This is a genomic window from Kitasatospora sp. NPDC052896 (assembly GCF_044547075.1).
GTDB lineage: Bacteria > Actinomycetota > Actinomycetes > Streptomycetales > Streptomycetaceae > Kitasatospora.
Map to the genome: position 1 here is coordinate 92809 of NZ_JBITZU010000012.1, position 15905 is coordinate 108713.

General features: G+C 72.1%; 14 protein-coding genes and 1 tRNA gene. 11 read left to right on the forward strand and 4 right to left on the reverse strand.

Going from position 1 to position 15905, the window contains the following annotated elements; translation table 11 throughout:
* The first annotated feature begins 185 nt into the window (after window positions 1-185).
* From rph to rdgB, 3 genes are all read left to right on the forward strand, one after another.
* Window positions 186-911, forward strand: a complete 726-nt coding sequence (gene rph / locus ACIGXM_RS23420) for a ribonuclease PH (RefSeq protein ID WP_396563895.1) — start codon at window positions 186-188, stop codon at window positions 909-911.
* Between the two features lie 195 nt (window positions 912-1106).
* Window positions 1107-1496, forward strand: a complete 390-nt coding sequence (locus ACIGXM_RS23425; RefSeq protein WP_396563897.1) for a hypothetical protein — start codon at window positions 1107-1109, stop codon at window positions 1494-1496.
* Between the two features lie 35 nt (window positions 1497-1531).
* Window positions 1532-2143, forward strand: a complete 612-nt coding sequence (gene rdgB / locus ACIGXM_RS23430; RefSeq protein WP_396563899.1) for an RdgB/HAM1 family non-canonical purine NTP pyrophosphatase — start codon at window positions 1532-1534, stop codon at window positions 2141-2143.
* A gap of 70 nt (window positions 2144-2213) precedes the next feature.
* On the opposite strand, the gene ACIGXM_RS23435 is transcribed toward rdgB, so the two are convergent.
* Window positions 2214-2300 (reverse strand) — tRNA-Leu (locus tag ACIGXM_RS23435).
* Window positions 2301-2561: 261 nt separating this feature from the next.
* Between ACIGXM_RS23435 and ACIGXM_RS23440 the strand changes: the two genes are divergently transcribed.
* Genes ACIGXM_RS23440 through ACIGXM_RS23450 form a run of 3 tightly spaced genes read left to right on the forward strand, consistent with a single transcriptional unit; the run spans window position 2562 to window position 6200 of the window.
* Window positions 2562-3617 carry a substrate-binding domain-containing protein gene (locus ACIGXM_RS23440; protein ID WP_396563901.1) on the forward strand — a complete coding sequence of 352 codons (1056 nt, stop codon included), beginning with the start codon at window positions 2562-2564 and terminating at the stop codon, window positions 3615-3617.
* Window positions 3618-3624: 7 nt separating this feature from the next.
* Window positions 3625-5178 (forward strand): sugar ABC transporter ATP-binding protein, encoded by a 1554-nt coding sequence (locus ACIGXM_RS23445; protein WP_396563903.1) that lies wholly within the window; start codon window positions 3625-3627, stop codon window positions 5176-5178.
* Complete coding sequence (locus ACIGXM_RS23450; protein ID WP_396563905.1) at window positions 5175-6200, forward strand: ABC transporter permease; 1026 nt, start codon at window positions 5175-5177, stop codon at window positions 6198-6200. Before ACIGXM_RS23445 ends, ACIGXM_RS23450 begins: the two co-directional genes overlap by 4 nt.
* 46 nt (window positions 6201-6246) lie before the next feature.
* On the opposite strand, the gene bcp is transcribed toward ACIGXM_RS23450, so the two are convergent.
* Complete coding sequence (gene bcp, locus ACIGXM_RS23455) at window positions 6247-6723, reverse strand: thioredoxin-dependent thiol peroxidase (protein ID WP_396563907.1); 477 nt, start codon at window positions 6721-6723, stop codon at window positions 6247-6249.
* 144 nt (window positions 6724-6867) lie between these two features.
* Here bcp and ACIGXM_RS23460 point away from each other — a divergent pair, with 144 nt between their 5' ends.
* The 4 genes from ACIGXM_RS23460 (at window position 6868) to ACIGXM_RS23475 (ending at window position 12433) form a co-directional block, all read left to right on the forward strand.
* Window positions 6868-7206 (forward strand): DUF3618 domain-containing protein, encoded by a 339-nt coding sequence (locus ACIGXM_RS23460; RefSeq protein ID WP_396563909.1) that lies wholly within the window; start codon window positions 6868-6870, stop codon window positions 7204-7206.
* 159 nt (window positions 7207-7365) lie between these two features.
* Window positions 7366-7668 (forward strand): GroES family chaperonin, encoded by a 303-nt coding sequence (locus ACIGXM_RS23465; RefSeq protein ID WP_396564042.1) that lies wholly within the window; start codon window positions 7366-7368, stop codon window positions 7666-7668.
* A 339-nt stretch (window positions 7669-8007) separates the two neighbouring features.
* Entirely contained in the window at window positions 8008-8871 is an 864-nt protein-coding gene (locus ACIGXM_RS23470) for a hypothetical protein (RefSeq protein WP_396563911.1), read from the forward strand.
* A gap of 1153 nt (window positions 8872-10024) precedes the next feature.
* On the forward strand, window positions 10025-12433 hold the full coding sequence (locus ACIGXM_RS23475) for an ATP-binding cassette domain-containing protein (protein WP_396563913.1): 2409 nt from the start codon (window positions 10025-10027) through the stop codon (window positions 12431-12433).
* Between the two features lie 109 nt (window positions 12434-12542).
* Here the strand turns inward: ACIGXM_RS23475 and ACIGXM_RS23480 are convergent, their stop codons facing one another.
* On the reverse strand, window positions 12543-13085 hold the full coding sequence (locus tag ACIGXM_RS23480) for a DUF3515 domain-containing protein (RefSeq protein ID WP_396563914.1): 543 nt from the start codon (window positions 13083-13085) through the stop codon (window positions 12543-12545).
* 102 nt (window positions 13086-13187) lie between these two features.
* Window positions 13188-14801: a sialate O-acetylesterase gene (locus ACIGXM_RS23485; protein WP_396563916.1), complete on the reverse strand. Its 1614-nt coding sequence runs from the start codon at window positions 14799-14801 to the stop codon at window positions 13188-13190.
* Between the two features lie 511 nt (window positions 14802-15312).
* Between ACIGXM_RS23485 and ACIGXM_RS23490 the strand changes: the two genes are divergently transcribed.
* On the forward strand, window positions 15313-15864 hold the full coding sequence (locus ACIGXM_RS23490; RefSeq protein ID WP_396563918.1) for a hypothetical protein: 552 nt from the start codon (window positions 15313-15315) through the stop codon (window positions 15862-15864).
* Window positions 15865-15905 lie beyond the last annotated feature (41 nt).

The window sequence follows — 15905 nt, forward strand, 5'->3', positions numbered from 1 at the left end:
CCCCGCGGGGCGCTCTTTTTCGCTTTTGGGGGGGGGGGGGCCCCCCCCCCCCCCCCCCCCGCCCCCCCCCCCCCCGCCCCCCCCCCCCCCGGGGGGGGGGGGGCCCCCCCCCCCCCCGTCGCCGGCTCCGGCGATCCCGGTGGGCGGTACGTCCGGTACGGCCGGAACGGCTACGCTCAGGCGCTATGTCACGCATCGACGGCCGCACCCCCGACCAGCTCCGCCCGATCAGCATCGAGCGCGGCTGGAGCAAGCACGCCGAGGGCTCCGTCCTCGTCTCCTACGGCGACACCAAGGTCCTCTGCACCGCCAGCGTCACCGAGGGCGTCCCTCGTTGGCGCAAGGGCAGTGGTGAGGGCTGGGTCACCGCCGAGTACGCCATGCTCCCGCGCGCCACCAACACCCGCGGCGACCGCGAGTCGGTCCGCGGCAAGATCGGCGGGCGCACCCACGAGATCAGCCGCCTGATCGGGCGCTCGCTGCGCGCCGTGGTCGACCACCGCGCGCTGGCCGAGAACACCATCGTGCTCGACTGCGACGTCCTGCAGGCCGACGGCGGCACCCGGACCGCCGCGATCACCGGCGCCTACGTCGCCCTGGTCGACGCGGTGTCCTGGGCCCGCGAGAAGAAGCTGCTGCGCGCCAAGGGCCAGCCGATCACCGGCGGCGTCAGCGCGGTCAGCGTCGGCATCATCGACGGCGTCCCGATGCTCGACCTCCAGTACGAGGAGGACGTCCGGGCCGAGACCGACATGAACATCGTCTGCACCTCCGACGGCCGCTTCGTCGAGGTCCAGGGCACCGCCGAGGGCGCGCCGTTCGACCGTGCCCTGCTCGACCAGCTGCTCGACCTCGGCACCCTCGGCTGCGCCGAGCTCGACGAGATCCAGTGCAAGGCCCTGGAGGGCTGATCCCGCACGTGGTTCGCGGCGGCGCACGGGTGCCGCCGCAACCGGCGCGCGGTCAGTTGCGCGCCGCCGTCCGGACTGTACAGGTCCGCGAACCGTCCCGTAGGTTGGCCGGGAACAGGCCCGTACGGGAACCGCCGGCCGTCGCGCGGGTGTCGTCCCTGACGGACCGTTCCGCCGCCTTCCCCGGAGGACCCGATGCCGGCCAGCGTCACCCGTCCCGCCACCCTCGCCGTGGCCGCGCTGCTCGTCGTTCTCCCGCTCAGCGCCGTCAGTTGCTCCGCCACCCAGAAGGCCATCGACTGTGGCAGCACCGCGGTGCGGATCGGCGGCGACATCGGTCAGCTCGGCAGCGCCTACAACAAGGCCGACCAGGACCCGGCGGCGGCCGGCAAGGCGATGCAGAACCTCAGGAACGACATCGACAAGCTCAACAGGAACGCCAGCAGCTCCGACGTCACCAACGCCGTCGACGACCTGCAGAAGCAGGCCGACCTGGTGCAGCAGGCGATCGACCAGAACAAGGCGCCCGACCTGGGCCCGCTCAGCTCCGCCGCCGGCAACCTGACCAAGGTCTGCGCCGGCTGACCCGGGGCGCCGCCGACTTGGGATACTGGGGAACCATGAGCACCCCCCGACGCCTCGTCCTCGCCACCCGCAACCAGCACAAGGTCGCCGAGCTGCACGCCATCCTCGGCGCGGCCGGCCTCGACTTCGAACTCGTCGGTGCCGACGCCTATCCCGAGATCCCCGACGTGCCCGAGACCGGTGTCACCTTCGCCGAGAACGCCCTGCTCAAGGCGCACGCGCTGGCCCGCGCCACCGGCCTGCCGGCGGTCGCCGACGACTCCGGCCTCTGCGTCGACGTGCTGGGCGGCGCCCCCGGCGTCTTCTCCGCCCGCTGGGCAGGCAAGCACGGTGACGACCGCGCCAACCTGGAGCTGCTGCTCGCCCAGCTCTCCGACATCGCGCCCCCGCACCGCGCCGCCCACTTCGCCTGCGCGGCCGCCCTCGCCCTCCCCGACGGCACCGAGCGCGTCGTCGAGGGCCGCCTGCTCGGCGAGCTCCGCACCGCCCCGGCCGGCGACGGCGGCTTCGGCTACGACCCGATCCTCCAGCCCCTCGGCGAGAGCCGCACCTGTGCCGAACTGACCGCCGCGGAGAAGAACGCCATCAGCCACCGCGGCCAGGCCTTCCGCGCGCTCGCCCCGATCGTCAGCGAACTGCTGGGCTGACACTCGAACCGAAGAACGAGGAAGGCTGCCCGGAGCGCGTGTCGCTCCGGGCAGCCTTCGTTCGCTGTGCTGGTGCGGCCTGAGGGACTCGAACCCTCACGAGGTTTCCCTCACTGGCACCTAAAGCCAGGGCGTCTGCCAATTCCGCCAAGACCGCGCATCCACCGACCCCGTCATGCTACTGGCCCGTCGGTTGCTTCGTCACCACAGTTCCGGTGGGCCACCAGGGGCCTGTCGGCTCGGCAGATCCACTCCCGCGACCGCCTTGTCGGTGTACATCGGACAACAGTTCTGTCGCGACCTGTGCGGATGTGTGCGGAAACCCTTGACGGGAGGGGAGTCTGAGGGTGTCATATCCCACGATGCGTTCGATCATGTTTGGTTCTGATTGATTGTGAGCTGAAGGAGCGTCCGCCTTATGAGCACCTCGCACAACCGTCGTCGTCGGGCGGCCGCTGCTGTCGGCCTGCTGGCCGTGTTGGGGCTGGCCGCCTGTTCGAGTGGGCAGGAGAGCACCGGCGCCTCCGCCTCGGACGACGTGGCCAAGGTGACCGGGAAGATATCGATCACCTACCTGCAGAAACAGGGGGACCAGGAGTACTTCGTCGGCGAGGCGGCCGGGGCGAAGGCGAAGGCGGCCCAGCTGGGGGTCAGCCTCAACGTGGTCAACCTCGGGACGGACGCCAACCAGACGGTCAGCGCCGAGCAGTCGGCCATCGCGCAGAAGACCAACGGGCTGATCGTGGTGGTGCCGGACCCGTCCGTCGGGCCGCAGGTGGTGCAGACCGCCAAGGACGCCAAGGTCGCGCTGCTCACCTCGGACGACCAGGTCTGCGCGACCGGTCCCGACCCGTCGAAGTGCCCGGCGTCCGCGCTGGTGCCGCGGATCGGGTTCAGCGGGACCCAGATGGGCACCCAGGTGGGCCAGCGGGCGGCCGAGGAGTACAAGGACGCCGGCTGGGCGGCTGCCGACACCCGGACCATCTCCGCCTGGCAGCAGGACGTGACGGTCTGCGGCGACCGGGTGAACGCCGCCAAGGCCGCGTTCGCCGCCGGGGGCGGCGCCGGCGTGCAGAACATCGACGTGGCCACCGACAACACCCCGACCGGCGCCCAGGACAAGGTCGCCGCGACCATCACCGCGAACCCGGGCGTCAAGCACTGGGTGGTCTGGGGCTGCAACGACGAGAACGTGCAGGGCGGCATCACCGCGCTGCAGAACGCCGGGGTGACCCCCGACAACGTGATCGGCATCGGTCTCGGCGCCTACCTGGCCTGCAAGGACTGGGGGAGCGGCAAGCCGTCCGGGATGAAGGCGGCGCTCTTCATCAACGGCAGCGACGTGGGCGCGCTGGCCGTGCAGACCATGGTGGACCGGCTGAGGAACGGCAAGCCGTTCCCGCAGGAGTTGGACGCGCCCACCGCGATGGTGGATCCGTCCGACTGGCAGGCGTCCGGCCTGCAGTGCAGCTGAGGCCGGGATGACGGCGACAGAGGTGAACGCGGGTGCCGCCGTGCGCGGCCTCGGCAAGCGGTTCGGCGCGGTCCGGGCGCTGGACGGGGTGAGCCTGGAGTTCCCGGCCGGCCAGGTCACGGCGTTGATGGGGGAGAACGGCGCGGGCAAGTCCACGCTGCTGAAGATCCTGACGGGAGATCACCAGCCGAGCGAGGGAGCGGTGTTGCTCGACGGCGTCGAGCTGGCACTGCCGACTCCCGCCCACGCGCGGGCGGCCGGCATCCGGATCATCCCGCAGGAGCCGGAGATCATCCCGCACGTCTCGGTCGCCGAGAACGTCTACGCCGGTGCGCTGCCCCACCGTTCGGGCCGCCGGCTGGACCGGGCCGAGCTGCGCCGCCGGATCGCCGCCGACCTGGACCGGCTCGGCTTCGACCGGGTACTCGACCCGGACCTGCTGGGCTCCCAGTTGACCCCGGCCCAACGCCAACTGGTTGAGATCATGCGGGCGTTGACCGGTGAGGCGAGGGTGATCGCGTTCGACGAGCCGACCTCCTCGCTCTCCGAGCAGGAGGTGGCGGCGCTCTTCGCGCTGATCCGCCGGCTGCGCGCGGACGGCGTGGCGGTGGTCTACGTCTCGCACCGGATGCAGGAGATCTTCCAACTCGCCGACCGGATAGCGGTGTTGCGGGACGGATCGGTGGCCGGGGTGCTGGCCGCGGCGGAGGCGGACGAGGCGGATCTGGTCCGGCTGATGGTGGGCCGCGACCTGTCGGCGATGTTCGTCCGCCAACAGGTCGCCACCGACCGGGTGGTGTTGGACGTGCGGGACGTGAGCACGGACGACGTGACCGGGGTGAGCCTGCGGATCCGGGCCGGCGAGGTGGTGGGCCTGGCCGGGCTGATCGGGGCGGGCCGGTCCGAGCTGGCGCTCGCGCTGGCCGGCGACCGTCCGATCCGCAGTGGCGAAGTCCTCCTGGATGGACAGAAGTTGGGTCATGGTGGGCCCGGGGCGGCGATCCGGGCGGGGCTCGGCCTGGCGCCCGAGGAGCGCAAGGCGCAGGCGCTCTTCCTGCACCGCTCGATCCGCGAGAACACCTCACTGGTGGTGCTGGACCGGCTGCGCCGCCGACGGTTCGTCCGGCGGTCGGCGGAACGGGAGTTGGCGCAGGAGTACGCGGACCGGCTGCGGGTGCGGACGCCGTCGATCGAGCACGAGGTGCGCAAGCTGTCCGGCGGGAACCAGCAGAAGGTGGTACTGGCACGCTGGTTGGCCCGCCGGCCGAAGGTGCTGATCCTGGACGAGCCGACCCGTGGGATCGACGTCGGGGCCAAGGCGGAGATCTACCAGATCATCGCCGACCTGGCCAAGGAGGGCGTCGCCCTGCTGGTGATCTCCTCCGAACTGCCCGAGGTGCTGGGGCTGTCGGACCGGGTGGTGGTGATGCAGAACGGCCGGATCACCGGCGAGTTGAGCCGAGCCGAGGCGACCGAGGAGCGGATCCTCGCGCTCGCGATGGCCGACGACCTGGTGTCGGGCGTGCCGACCGGGTCGCGTGACGAAGGAAGGACGGCATGAGTACCACGACCGTGTCCGAGAAGGCCGTGCCGGTGCGTCGCGGCGGGCGGGCCGGCGGCCTGCTCGCCGCCGTCGGCGGGCAGAACCTCAGTCTGATCGGCGCGTTGGCGGTGATGCTGGCGCTCTTCGGCTCGCTGAACGGCAACTACCTGAGCTGGACCAACATCCAGGTGATCGCCGAGGCGGTGACGATCAGCGGGGTGCTGGCCGTGGTGCAGACCGTCGTGATCATCTGCGGCGGCCTGGACATCTCGGTGGGCTCGCAGGCCGGCCTGTACTCGGTGGTCAGCGCGATGGTCTTCACCTCGACCGGCTCCAGCGCCGTGCTGGGCATCGCGGTGGCGCTCGTGATGGGCGCTGCGGTCGGGGTGCTGAACGGTGTGATCATCGTCTACGGGCGGGTGAACGCGACGATCGCCACGCTGGCCGGCCTCGCCGCGTACAAGGGCGTGGCCCAGCTGCTCTCGAACGGCGCGGCTCAGGGATACGTGCTGAACAACAGCGTCTTCGTCTTCCTCAGCCGGGGGAAGATCGCCGCGCTGCCGGTGATGGTGTGGATACTGATCGTGGTCGCGCTGGCGGTGCACGTGATGCTGAAGTACACGGACATCGGCCGCAACCTCTACGCGATCGGCGGAAACGACACGGCCGCCCGGCTGGCCGGCATCGCCATCAACAAGTACCTGATCGCGGTGTACAGCCTGCTGGGCGTGGTCGCGGCGGTGGCCGGGATCCTGCTGACCGCGCGGACCGGCTCGGGGCAGCCGACCTCGGGCAGCGAGGGGCTGGAGCTGCAGTCGATCACGGCGGCGGCGCTCGGCGGCTGCGCGCTCAAGGGCGGCAAGGGCGGGGTCGGCGGCACGTTGCTCGCGGTGGCGCTGCTGGGCGCGCTGGAGAACGGGCTGACGGTGGAGGGGATCAACGCGTTCTGGCAGAACGTCGCGCAGGGCGCGCTGCTGGTGGTGGCGGTGGTGATCCAGCAGCGCCGCAGCGGGGAGCGCGCGGTCGGGCTGCCGGGGTGAGCGCGGCGCGGCTCCGGCGAGCGCCGGGGCCGCGCGGCGTCCTCGGTCAGGCCGTCTCGACCTTGAGGTCGCGCAGCAGCTTGGCGACGTGCCCGGTGGCCTTCACGTTGTAGAGGGCGCGCTCGACCTTGCCCTCCTCGTCGACGATCACGGTCGAGCGGATCACGCCGACCACGGTCTTGCCGTACAGGCTCTTCTCGCCGTACGCGCCGTACGCCGCCAGGACCTGCTTGTCCTCGTCGGCCAGCAGGGTCACCTCGAGGTTCTCGGTCTCGCGGAACTTGCCGAGCTTGGCGGGCTTGTCCGGCGAGATGCCGATGACGTCGTAGCCGGCGCCGGCGAAGACCGCCAGGTTGTCGGTGAAGTCGCAGGCCTGGGTGGTGCAGCCGGGGGTGAGGGCGGCCGGGTAGAAGTAGACGATCACCTTGCGGCCGAGGTGGTCGGCGAGGGACACCTGCTTGCCGTCGGCGTCGGGCAGGGTGAAGGCGGGGGCGGTGTCCCCGGGCTGGAGGCGCTCGCTCACGGTGACTCTCTCCTCGTGCTGGATCTGGTGGCCGTGCCACCGCAAACCTACCTCTGATGGTGGGTGGGACTGCGCGGCTCGGCACCGGAGCTGACAGACTGATCCGGAAGCAGACCGTGACGAGAGGCGAGTGAGGTGGCCCGGGTGGGCGAGGGTAGGACGAAGGACGGTGCGGTGCGGACCACCGCCGAGATCGAGGCGGACATCACCCGCACCCGCGCCCAGCTGGCGGAGACCCTGGACGAGCTGGCCATGCGGGTGCACCCGACCACGGTGGCCGCGCAGGTCCGGGCGCGGACGCTGGCCTCGGTGGAGCAGAAGCTCGGCCGGGCGTACGCCGACGCCAGCCGGGGGCTGGAGCGGATCAAGGCGGAGTTCGTCGACGAGAAGGGCGCGCCGCGCAAGGAGCGGATCGTGCCGGTCGCGCTGGTCGGCGTGGGCGTGGTGCTGCTGGTCGCCTCGGCCCGCAAGCGGAAGCGCTGACGGTACCGACGGCGCCGGCCCGTCTTCCGGGCCGGCGCCCCACCGGGCGGTCGCGCCAGGTACGGTCGGGGCGTGAGTGTGAACGACGAGCAGAACGAACCGCGGGACCGGCACGAGCCGACCCGCCATGACCGGCTGGGCGAGAAGCTGCCGATCCGGATGCTGCACGACCGGGTCCTGGTCAGGACCGAGGCCGGCGAGGGCGAGCGCCGCTCGACCGGCGGCATCCTGATCCCGGCCACCGCCGAGCTGTCGAAGAGGTGCACCTGGGCGGAGGCCGTCGCGGTCGGGCAGAGCGTCCGGTCGGTGGAGCCCGGCGACCGGGTGCTGTACGACCCGGAGGACAAGCTGGAGGTCGAGGTCCGCGGCGCGACGTACATCCTGCTGCGCGAGCGCGACCTGCACGCGGTGGCGGCCGAACGGCTGAAGGACTCGGAGGGCTCGACCGGGCTCTACCTCTGACCTCCCCGGCGGCGCGAGGCCCCCTCCTGGATGACCGGGAGGGGGCCTCGCCTTGCACGGGCCACAGCGCGAACGGAGAGACGGGTACCGCCCCGCCGGACCTTGCCGTCGAGCAGGCCCCGCATCGTGATTCCGTCCTTTTCGGACCGTGATTCCCGCACAAGTCGCCGCTGGGCAAGCCAACTTGATCAGAAGTCATACATGAGGCGACCGCTCGCCCGATCCCGGGGGCTTCGCGCAGTCCGCGTGCTACGTTCCGTGCGTCTATCCAGCAGAACGCTGATGACCCCGGCGGTGCAGCAACACCCCGGGGCCAGGCACTAGGAGACCGAACTCCCAATGCGTGTCCATCGTAGCGCCCAGGCGCAGCATTTCACCGTCCTACCGAACGGCCTGCTCCAGGACCGTCGGCTCAGCTACACTGCCCGCGGCCTGCTGGCCGACCTCCTCTCCCGCCCGGACGGCTGGCGCGAGGACGGCAAGGCGATGGCCGACACCAGCCCGCAGGGTCGCGGCGCGATCCGCCGGGCCCTCAAGGAACTCACCGACGCGGGTTACTACCGGGTCGACAGGCTGCGGCTGCCGGACGGCACTTTCCGCTCCGAGTCCCACGTCTTCGACACCCCGCAGCTGGCAGCGCCGAGTGCCGACCCTCCGGACCCCGGCGGGGCGAAGGCCCGCCCGGCCGTCCTCCCTCCGGTAAAGAAACCGGTGAAAGAACCCACCCTCCCCGCCGAGCAGTTGACCAACTCGCCCGCCGCGCTGACGCTGTACCGGGTGCTCAGGCCCGAGCCGCGCCTGCGCCTCGGCGCGGCCGAGGCACTGGAGTTGGCGCCCCTGGTCGCGCAGTGGCTCGAACGCGGACGCACCACAGGCGAGTTGGCTCAGGCCCTGCTGTCCGGCCTGCCGGCGGTCGTGTACTCCCCGGTCGGCATGCTCCGCGACCGCCTGGAGCGCAAGATGCCACCCGTCCACGTGCCGGCCCCTGCCCCCGCCGCGGCCCGGCCCCCCGAGTGCCCCGAGTGTCACGACCCCGTGCCCCAACCGGGCATCTGCCGCCCGTGCGCCGGTCTCGGCGGCCGCACGGTCGCGGTCGGCGGCGGCGCGGCGGCCACCCCGCGCGGCGCCGCCCGGGCCCGAGCCGCCATGCGTGCCACCAGGGCCTCCCTGGGCCTGGGCGTCTGCGGATCACCGGCCCGGTAGAACCCGCGCACGAGCCGGGATGTCCGGGTGGTCCAGCCAGACCGTCCGCCCAGCCGGGGTGACCGTGAGCCCGAAGCGTTCGAACCCCGGCCGGCCCTGAGGATCGTCGTCTCGACCACAGGGTTCCCTGGACCGTCGTGCACTTGCCGGACCCGCCCCGACCGCTCGACCTGTCCAAGGGCCGGGACGACCGGGGCGGGGGCTACGGGCGCCAGCGCTGGCTCTCCTGGTTGAGTTGCCGGACCGCCTCCCGCAGCCGCGCCGTGGTTCCCGACTCGGCAGGCTGCAACGGGGGTGCTTCACGTTCGCCCCGGTCGTGCTGGTCGCGGTCCGGCGCGGCCGGCTCGGCGATCACGTTCCGACCCGCTTACAGGGTTCCGCTACGCGGTGGTTGTACCGCAGTACCCGGGTGTCCGTGAGCGTCGAGTAGTCGAACTGCTCCCGGGCCCGTGTTGCCTGATCGTCCAGTTCGACACAGACAGGGCAGTCGTCCGTCCGGGTGGGGGTGTCACGCGGCATCCTGCTCGCCTCTCAAAGCTCGGGCGTTGACCAACAGGCGGGTGATCGCCTCGGCGGTCATGTGATCGGCGTCGGGGCACGTGGCCCTGCCGCACTTGCAGAAGGGCCAGTCCTTCGGAACGCCTCGGCCGGTGACCCGCGCGGACACCTCGGGGTCGTAGTCGTCCAGAGGGTTGCCTGCGGCCTTTCGCTTGCGCCGTTCGGCGTGCCATGCACACACGGGATTGTTCCCGTCCTCGCCTAAAGATCTTGCGGAGGCCAATCGCCAGAACGAGGTCGGCGTCGACGTACCGGGCGGTACCTGATGACGTGGCGCGCGTGACGGCGGGGATGCGTCGTACGTGGCGAAACCGGCGACCAGACCGATCAGGCACGGAGAAGCGCGGTCACCGCGCCGCGGCTGGCGTGACCGTGGTGGACAGCGCGGTGCGTGCGACCCGGCCGGCGTCCGGGCCGTCCGGCTGGGGCTGGGCCACACCCCGGCCGGCACCGCCGATCAGGTGGACGGCGGACCGTTGCCGTGGACCGTGCCGACAATGGAGACCCAGACGCACTGCTCGCAGCTGGTCGGACCGCGCCGGGCGACCCCGGCGGGGACCGCGGAGGCGGTCCCCGCCCAACAGATGGAGACACGATGAGCAAGGCCAAGAAGGCGGACACGCGGTCGCCCGCGCCGCACGTTGCCGACAGCCACGATCTGATCCGCGTGCACGGCGCGCGCGAGAACAACCTCAAGGACGTCAGCATCGAGATCCCGAAGCGCCGGCTGACGGTGTTCACCGGCGTCTCCGGCTCGGGCAAGAGCTCTCTGGTGTTCGACACGATCGCCGCGGAGTCGCAGCGGCTGATCAACGAGACCTACAGCGCCTTCGTGCAGGGCTTCATGCCGACGCTGGCGCGGCCCGAGGTCGACGTGCTCGACGGGCTGACCACCGCGATCATCGTCGACCAGCAGCGGATGGGCGGCGATCCCCGCTCCACCGTCGGCACCGCCACCGACGCCAACGCGATGCTGCGCATCCTCTTCAGCCGACTGGGCAAGCCGCACATCGGCTCGCCCAACGCGTTCTCCTTCAACGTCGCGTCGATCCGGGCGAGCGGGGCGATCACGGTCGAACGCGGCGCCGCCAAGACCGAGAAGGTGACCTTCACCCGCACCGGCGGCATGTGCCCGCGCTGCGAAGGCCGGGGCGCGGTCTCCGACATCGACCTCACCCAGCTCTTCGACGACTCCAAGTCGCTGGCCGAGGGCGCGCTCACCATCCCGGGCTACAAGCCCGGCGGCTGGAACTACCGGCTCTACAGCGCCTCGGGCTTCTACGACCCGGACAAGCCGATCCGCGGGTACACCAAGAAGGAGCTGCACGACTTCTTGCACCGCGAGCCGACCAGGATGAAGATCGCGGGCATCAACATGACCTACGAGGGGTTGATCCCGCGGATCCAGAAGTCGTTCCTCGCCAAGGACCGGGAGGGGATGCAGCCGCACGTCCGGGAGTTCGTGGACCGGGCGGTCACCTTCACCGCCTGCCCCGAATGCGGTGGCACCCGGCTCAGCGAGGCGGCCCGGTCCTCGCGGATCGGCGGGATCAGCATCGCCGACGCCTGCGCGATGCAGATCAGCGACCTGGCCGCATGGGTCCGCGGCCTCGACGAACCTTCGGTGGCGCCGCTGCTCGCGTCACTGCGGCAGACCCTCGACTCGTTCGTGGAGATCGGCCTCGGCTACCTCTCGCTCGACCGGCCGGCGGGCACGCTGTCGGGCGGCGAGGCGCAGCGCGTCAAGATGATCCGCCACCTCGGCTCCTCGCTCACCGACACCACCTACGTCTTCGACGAGCCCACCACGGGCCTGCACCCCCATGACATCCAGCGGATGAACGACCTGCTGCTGCGACTGCGGGACAAGGGCAACACGGTGCTCGTGGTGGAGCACAAGCCGGAGGTGATCGCGATCGCCGACCACGTCGTCGACCTCGGCCCCGGTGCCGGTGCCGCAGGCGGGACGGTCTGCTTCGAGGGCACGGTCCAGGGGCTGCGGGCCAGCGGCACCACCACCGGTCGCCATTTCGACGACCGGGCCGCCCTCAAGGAGACGGTGCGCGAGCCCACCGGCACGCTTCCGATCCGCGGTGCGACGACGCACAACCTGCGCGACGTCGACGTCGACATCCCGCTCGGGGTGCTGGTCGTCGTCACCGGTGTCGCCGGCTCCGGCAAGAGCTCGCTCGTGCACGGCTCGCTGGTCAACGGTTCGGCGGCGGCCGGTACGGGCGTGGTGTCGATCGACCAGGGCGCGATCCGCGGCTCGCGACGGAGCAACCCGGCGACGTACACCGGACTGCTCGACCCGATCCGCAAGGCGTTCGCGAAGGCCAACGGCGTGAAGCCGGCGCTGTTCAGCGCCAACTCCGAGGGCGCCTGCCCCACCTGCAACGGCGCCGGCGTCATCTACACCGACCTGGCGATGATGGCCGGCGTCGCGACCCCCTGCGAGGAGTGCGAGGGCAAGCGGTTCGAGGCGTCGGTCCTGCACCACCACCTCGGCGGCCGCGACATCAGCGAGGTGCTCGCGATGTCGGTGACCGAGGCCGAGGAGTTCTTCGGCGCCGGCGAGGCGCGCACGCCGGCCGCGCACCGCATCCTCGGCCGGCTCGCCGACGTCGGGCTCGGCTACCTCACCCTGGGCCAGCCGCTCACCACGCTGTCCGGCGGCGAGCGGCAGCGGCTCAAGCTGGCCACCCACATGGCCGAGGAGGGCGGCGTCTACGTCCTGGACGAGCCGACCACCGGCCTCCACCTCGCCGACGTCGAGCAACTGCTCGGCCTGCTCGACCGGCTCGTCGACTCCGGCAAGTCGGTCGTCGTCATCGAGCACCACCAGGCGGTCATGGCACACGCCGACTGGATCGTCGACCTCGGCCCCGGCGCCGGCCACGACGGTGGCCGGATCGTCTTCGAGGGCGCGCCCGCCGACCTCGTCGCCGCCCGCTCCACCGTCACCGGCGAGCACCTCGCGGCCTACGTGGGCACATCGGGGTGAGGCGGCCGGGCGCCGTGACGCCCGACGGCCGAGGTGGCCGGTGGGCGTCACGGACGGTTCCGGCCACGTCGGCCGGCGGTGCTCCAGGTGCCCGCGTTCCGGACGGGCGTCAGGAGTCGTCGGTGGGGCCGAGGTGACCGTAAGTCTCGAGAGTCGCCGCGATGGGCGGGGAGAGGTCGACGAGGGGGTCGGAGTAGTTGGGGTAGGCACCGGCCGGGACGCTCAGTTCGACGTAGGCACTGCGCTGGGTGACGGTGAGGCGGTAGCCGCCGTGGCCGTCCTTCTCGATGTACCACTGGACGCCGGAGACGTACGGTCCGGGGGCGATCCGGTTCGCCCAGACCCCGAGGGACTTCGGGCGGGGGACTCCGCAGCGCAGGACCGTACGGGGGGAGCTGCTCCAGACCGCCACGTACGGCGAGGCGGTGGGGCTGGTGCGGCGGTGGCCCTGGACGGTCGCGGGCAGTGCCGCGGCCAGCGCCCGGCAGTGGTCCGCGACCTGACCCCGCGGCTCGGGCGGGGTGACCGGCGGCTCCCAGGTCGCCCCGGACCAGGTGACGAGCGCGAGGCAGGCGAGCAGCGCGGCCGGCAGGAGCGACCACCGGACCGTGGCCGGTAAGACGTGGAGGAGCCGGGTGAGGCGTGAGGGCATGCCGCCATCCTGGTGGGCCGCGACCGCGGGCCGGCCGCCGGGGGTACCGACGGTCGGTCCGGGGGCAGCGGATCAGTGGGTGATCCGGTCGCCGCCGGCGGGTCACCTCGGGGGGCTGGTGCCGGTGTCGAGGATGCCGTCGCCGTCGAGGTCGCCGGCCACCGTGCGTGCGGTGCTCCCGGGCTCCGGCAGGCAGTTCGGGGCGGCGGCCGGGAAGGCGTCGAGGTGGTCCGCCGCGAACGGCAGGTCGTAGAAGGCCAGCAGGCCGGTGCCGTTGTCGTTGGTGATCCACGGGCCCGCGCCGTCGTGTCCGACGTAGCTGATGCCGGTGGCGCCGGTGGCCGGCCCGCTGAGCCGCAGGGCGATCTCGCCGGGTGCGGCCGCGACCGAAGTGACCGTGGCGGAGCTGCCGTTGACGATGAAGTCAGCGGTCGGGCCGCACGGCATGTTCAGGTGGTCGGTGGTGTTGCGCAGCGCGATGGTGATCTGGCTGTGGTCCGCGTTGGAGAACCAGGCCTTCAGCGGGTTCGGCGGGGTGCTGGCGACCGAGCTGCCGCCGTAGAAGTCGTGCGCGACCGTCGCGAAGTCGTGGTCGGCCAGGGTCTGGTAACCACCGTGGTAGTAGTAGTGACAGTTGTCCGGCCCCTGGTTGCCAACACCGGTGGTGGAGAGCACGGTTACGCCGGGGATGTCGCCGAACTCGCGCTGGGCGTCCCGCTCCTGGTAGGAGGGCTGCTCGGCGCCGGAGGGCAGCTGGCAGCCGTTGCGGATCTGGTGCGGGTAGATGTGCTGGAGGCCGGGGTAGTCGGACTTCCACGCGCTCACCAGGGAGTCGAAGCCCGAGGTCTGCGCGGCGACGTTGTCGTTGTCGGATTCGCCCTGGTACCAGAGGATGCCGCGGACCTGGTTCCGTACGCCGGCCCGGGCGGTCCGGTCCAGCAGACGGCCGTAGTTGGAGTTCGCGTCAGCGTGGTCGCCCGAGGTGGGCTGGAAGAACGAGATCGGCATGGCCTCCTGGCCGCCGGTCAGGATGGCGACCGGGACGCCGTAGGTGGTGACGATCCGCTCGCCCAGCCGGACCGCGTACTGGCCCACCACGCCGGAGGCCTGGTAGCCGTCGCCCTGGGCCTCCTGCCAGGTGTCGTCCCGGGTCGAGGCGGTCGGGTCGCCGGTGGACGAGCCGAAGGTCCGCACCCAGGGCGACTGGTCGCCGGCACTGCTGTTGGCCACAGTCATGTCGTAGCGCTGCCGGGCGGTCGAGTTGGACTGGCCGTTGACCAGGTAGACGTCGCCGGCGACGACGTCCGGCCACGAGTCCTGGAGCGTGGTGGCCGATCCGACCGAGTACAGCGAGAACGAGTAACCGTGCGGACCGGCCTGGATCTCGGGTGAGAACGAGAAGGTCCTGCCGCTGCCGTCGACCGGGACGGTGGTGCTGGAGAGCTGCTGCCCGTCCCGGGCGACGTCCAGCCGCACCGCGGTGGCGTCACCCTGTTCCACCTGACCGGATATCCGCACGGTCGCGCTGTTGGTGGCCGGGTCGCGCGGGTACAGCTGGTGCGCGGCGGGGGCCTGGGTGAGTCGCACGGTGGCGGCGCCGGTGGCCGGCTGGGCCGCGAGGGCCGGACCGGCCGTGCAGAAGGGGACGGCCAGCGAGGCGAGCAGCCCCGCCGAACCGCGGAACAGGGCACGGCGGCGCGCGGAGCGGCGGGGCACGGGGCTCTCCTGATGAGCGGGGAACGGGGACGGACGGACGGTACGCGCCGGTCGGTTCGGGAACCGGCCCGGTCGCCGCCGGTGGGCCACGTCGGCGAGCCGCCGGAGAGGTGGCCGGTGCCGTGGCCGGCGTGGAGGCGCATGTCGTGCTCGGCGTCGATGCCCGCGAGGTCGGCCTTGCCGGTGCCGAGGAAGTCGCCCGCCGCCATGGCGTGGAAGCCCTTCCAGTCGCCGCCGGCGTGCCATCCCAGGCTACCGCCGGCGAGGTGGCCCCGCCCGTCGCCGGTACCGGGGCGGATGTCGTGGTCGGCGTCGACGCCCGCGAGGTCGGTCGAGGTGACCGGGGCGGGTCGGACGGCGGTTCGGAGCCGGGACGAGCCGCCGCGCGGGGCACTCGGGTGCCGCACGTTCGGCGTAAGCGAGGTGGCCGGGCCGGGTGGGCTGGCCCAACGTGTGGAGCAAGGCGTACGCCTGTTCCCCCACTCCCCACCCGCGAGGAGACCCAATTCCCATGCGTGCCATATGGAAGGCCGCGGCGCTGACCGCGGCACTCAGTCTGAGCGCGGTCACGGTGGCGGTCGCCGCCCAGGCCGCGAGTTCCGACACCCCCGGGCTGGTCCGGTCGGCGACGGCGGCCACCGCCGCGGTCGCCCCGGCCTCGGTGCCCGGCGCGCACCCCGTTCAGCCGGGCGGACGGGTGCTCGCGCCCGGGCTGACCCTCCCGACCATCCCCGGCATCACCCTCCCGACGCTGCCCTCGCTGCCCACGGGGCTGCCGACGGGGCTGCCGACGGGGCTCCCCACCGCGCTCCCCACGGCGCTGCCGACGCTCCCCAACACGGGCGCGCTGACCGCGCTGATCTCCGCCCTGCTGTCGACCATCACCAACCTGCTGAGCGGCCTCGGCCTGCCGGTCACGACCCCGTCCCTGCCCGCCCTGCAGAACGGGCCGGCGAAGGGCTCGGAGCACCGCATGATGCTCGACGACAAGACCAGGGCGAACCTGCAGCACGCGGCCGACGAGCTCAAGGAGGCGCTGAACGCGCTGAACGCGAAGAAGTAGTCGGCGAGGAAGTGGTCGGCGAGCCGGGATCCGGTGGGGGA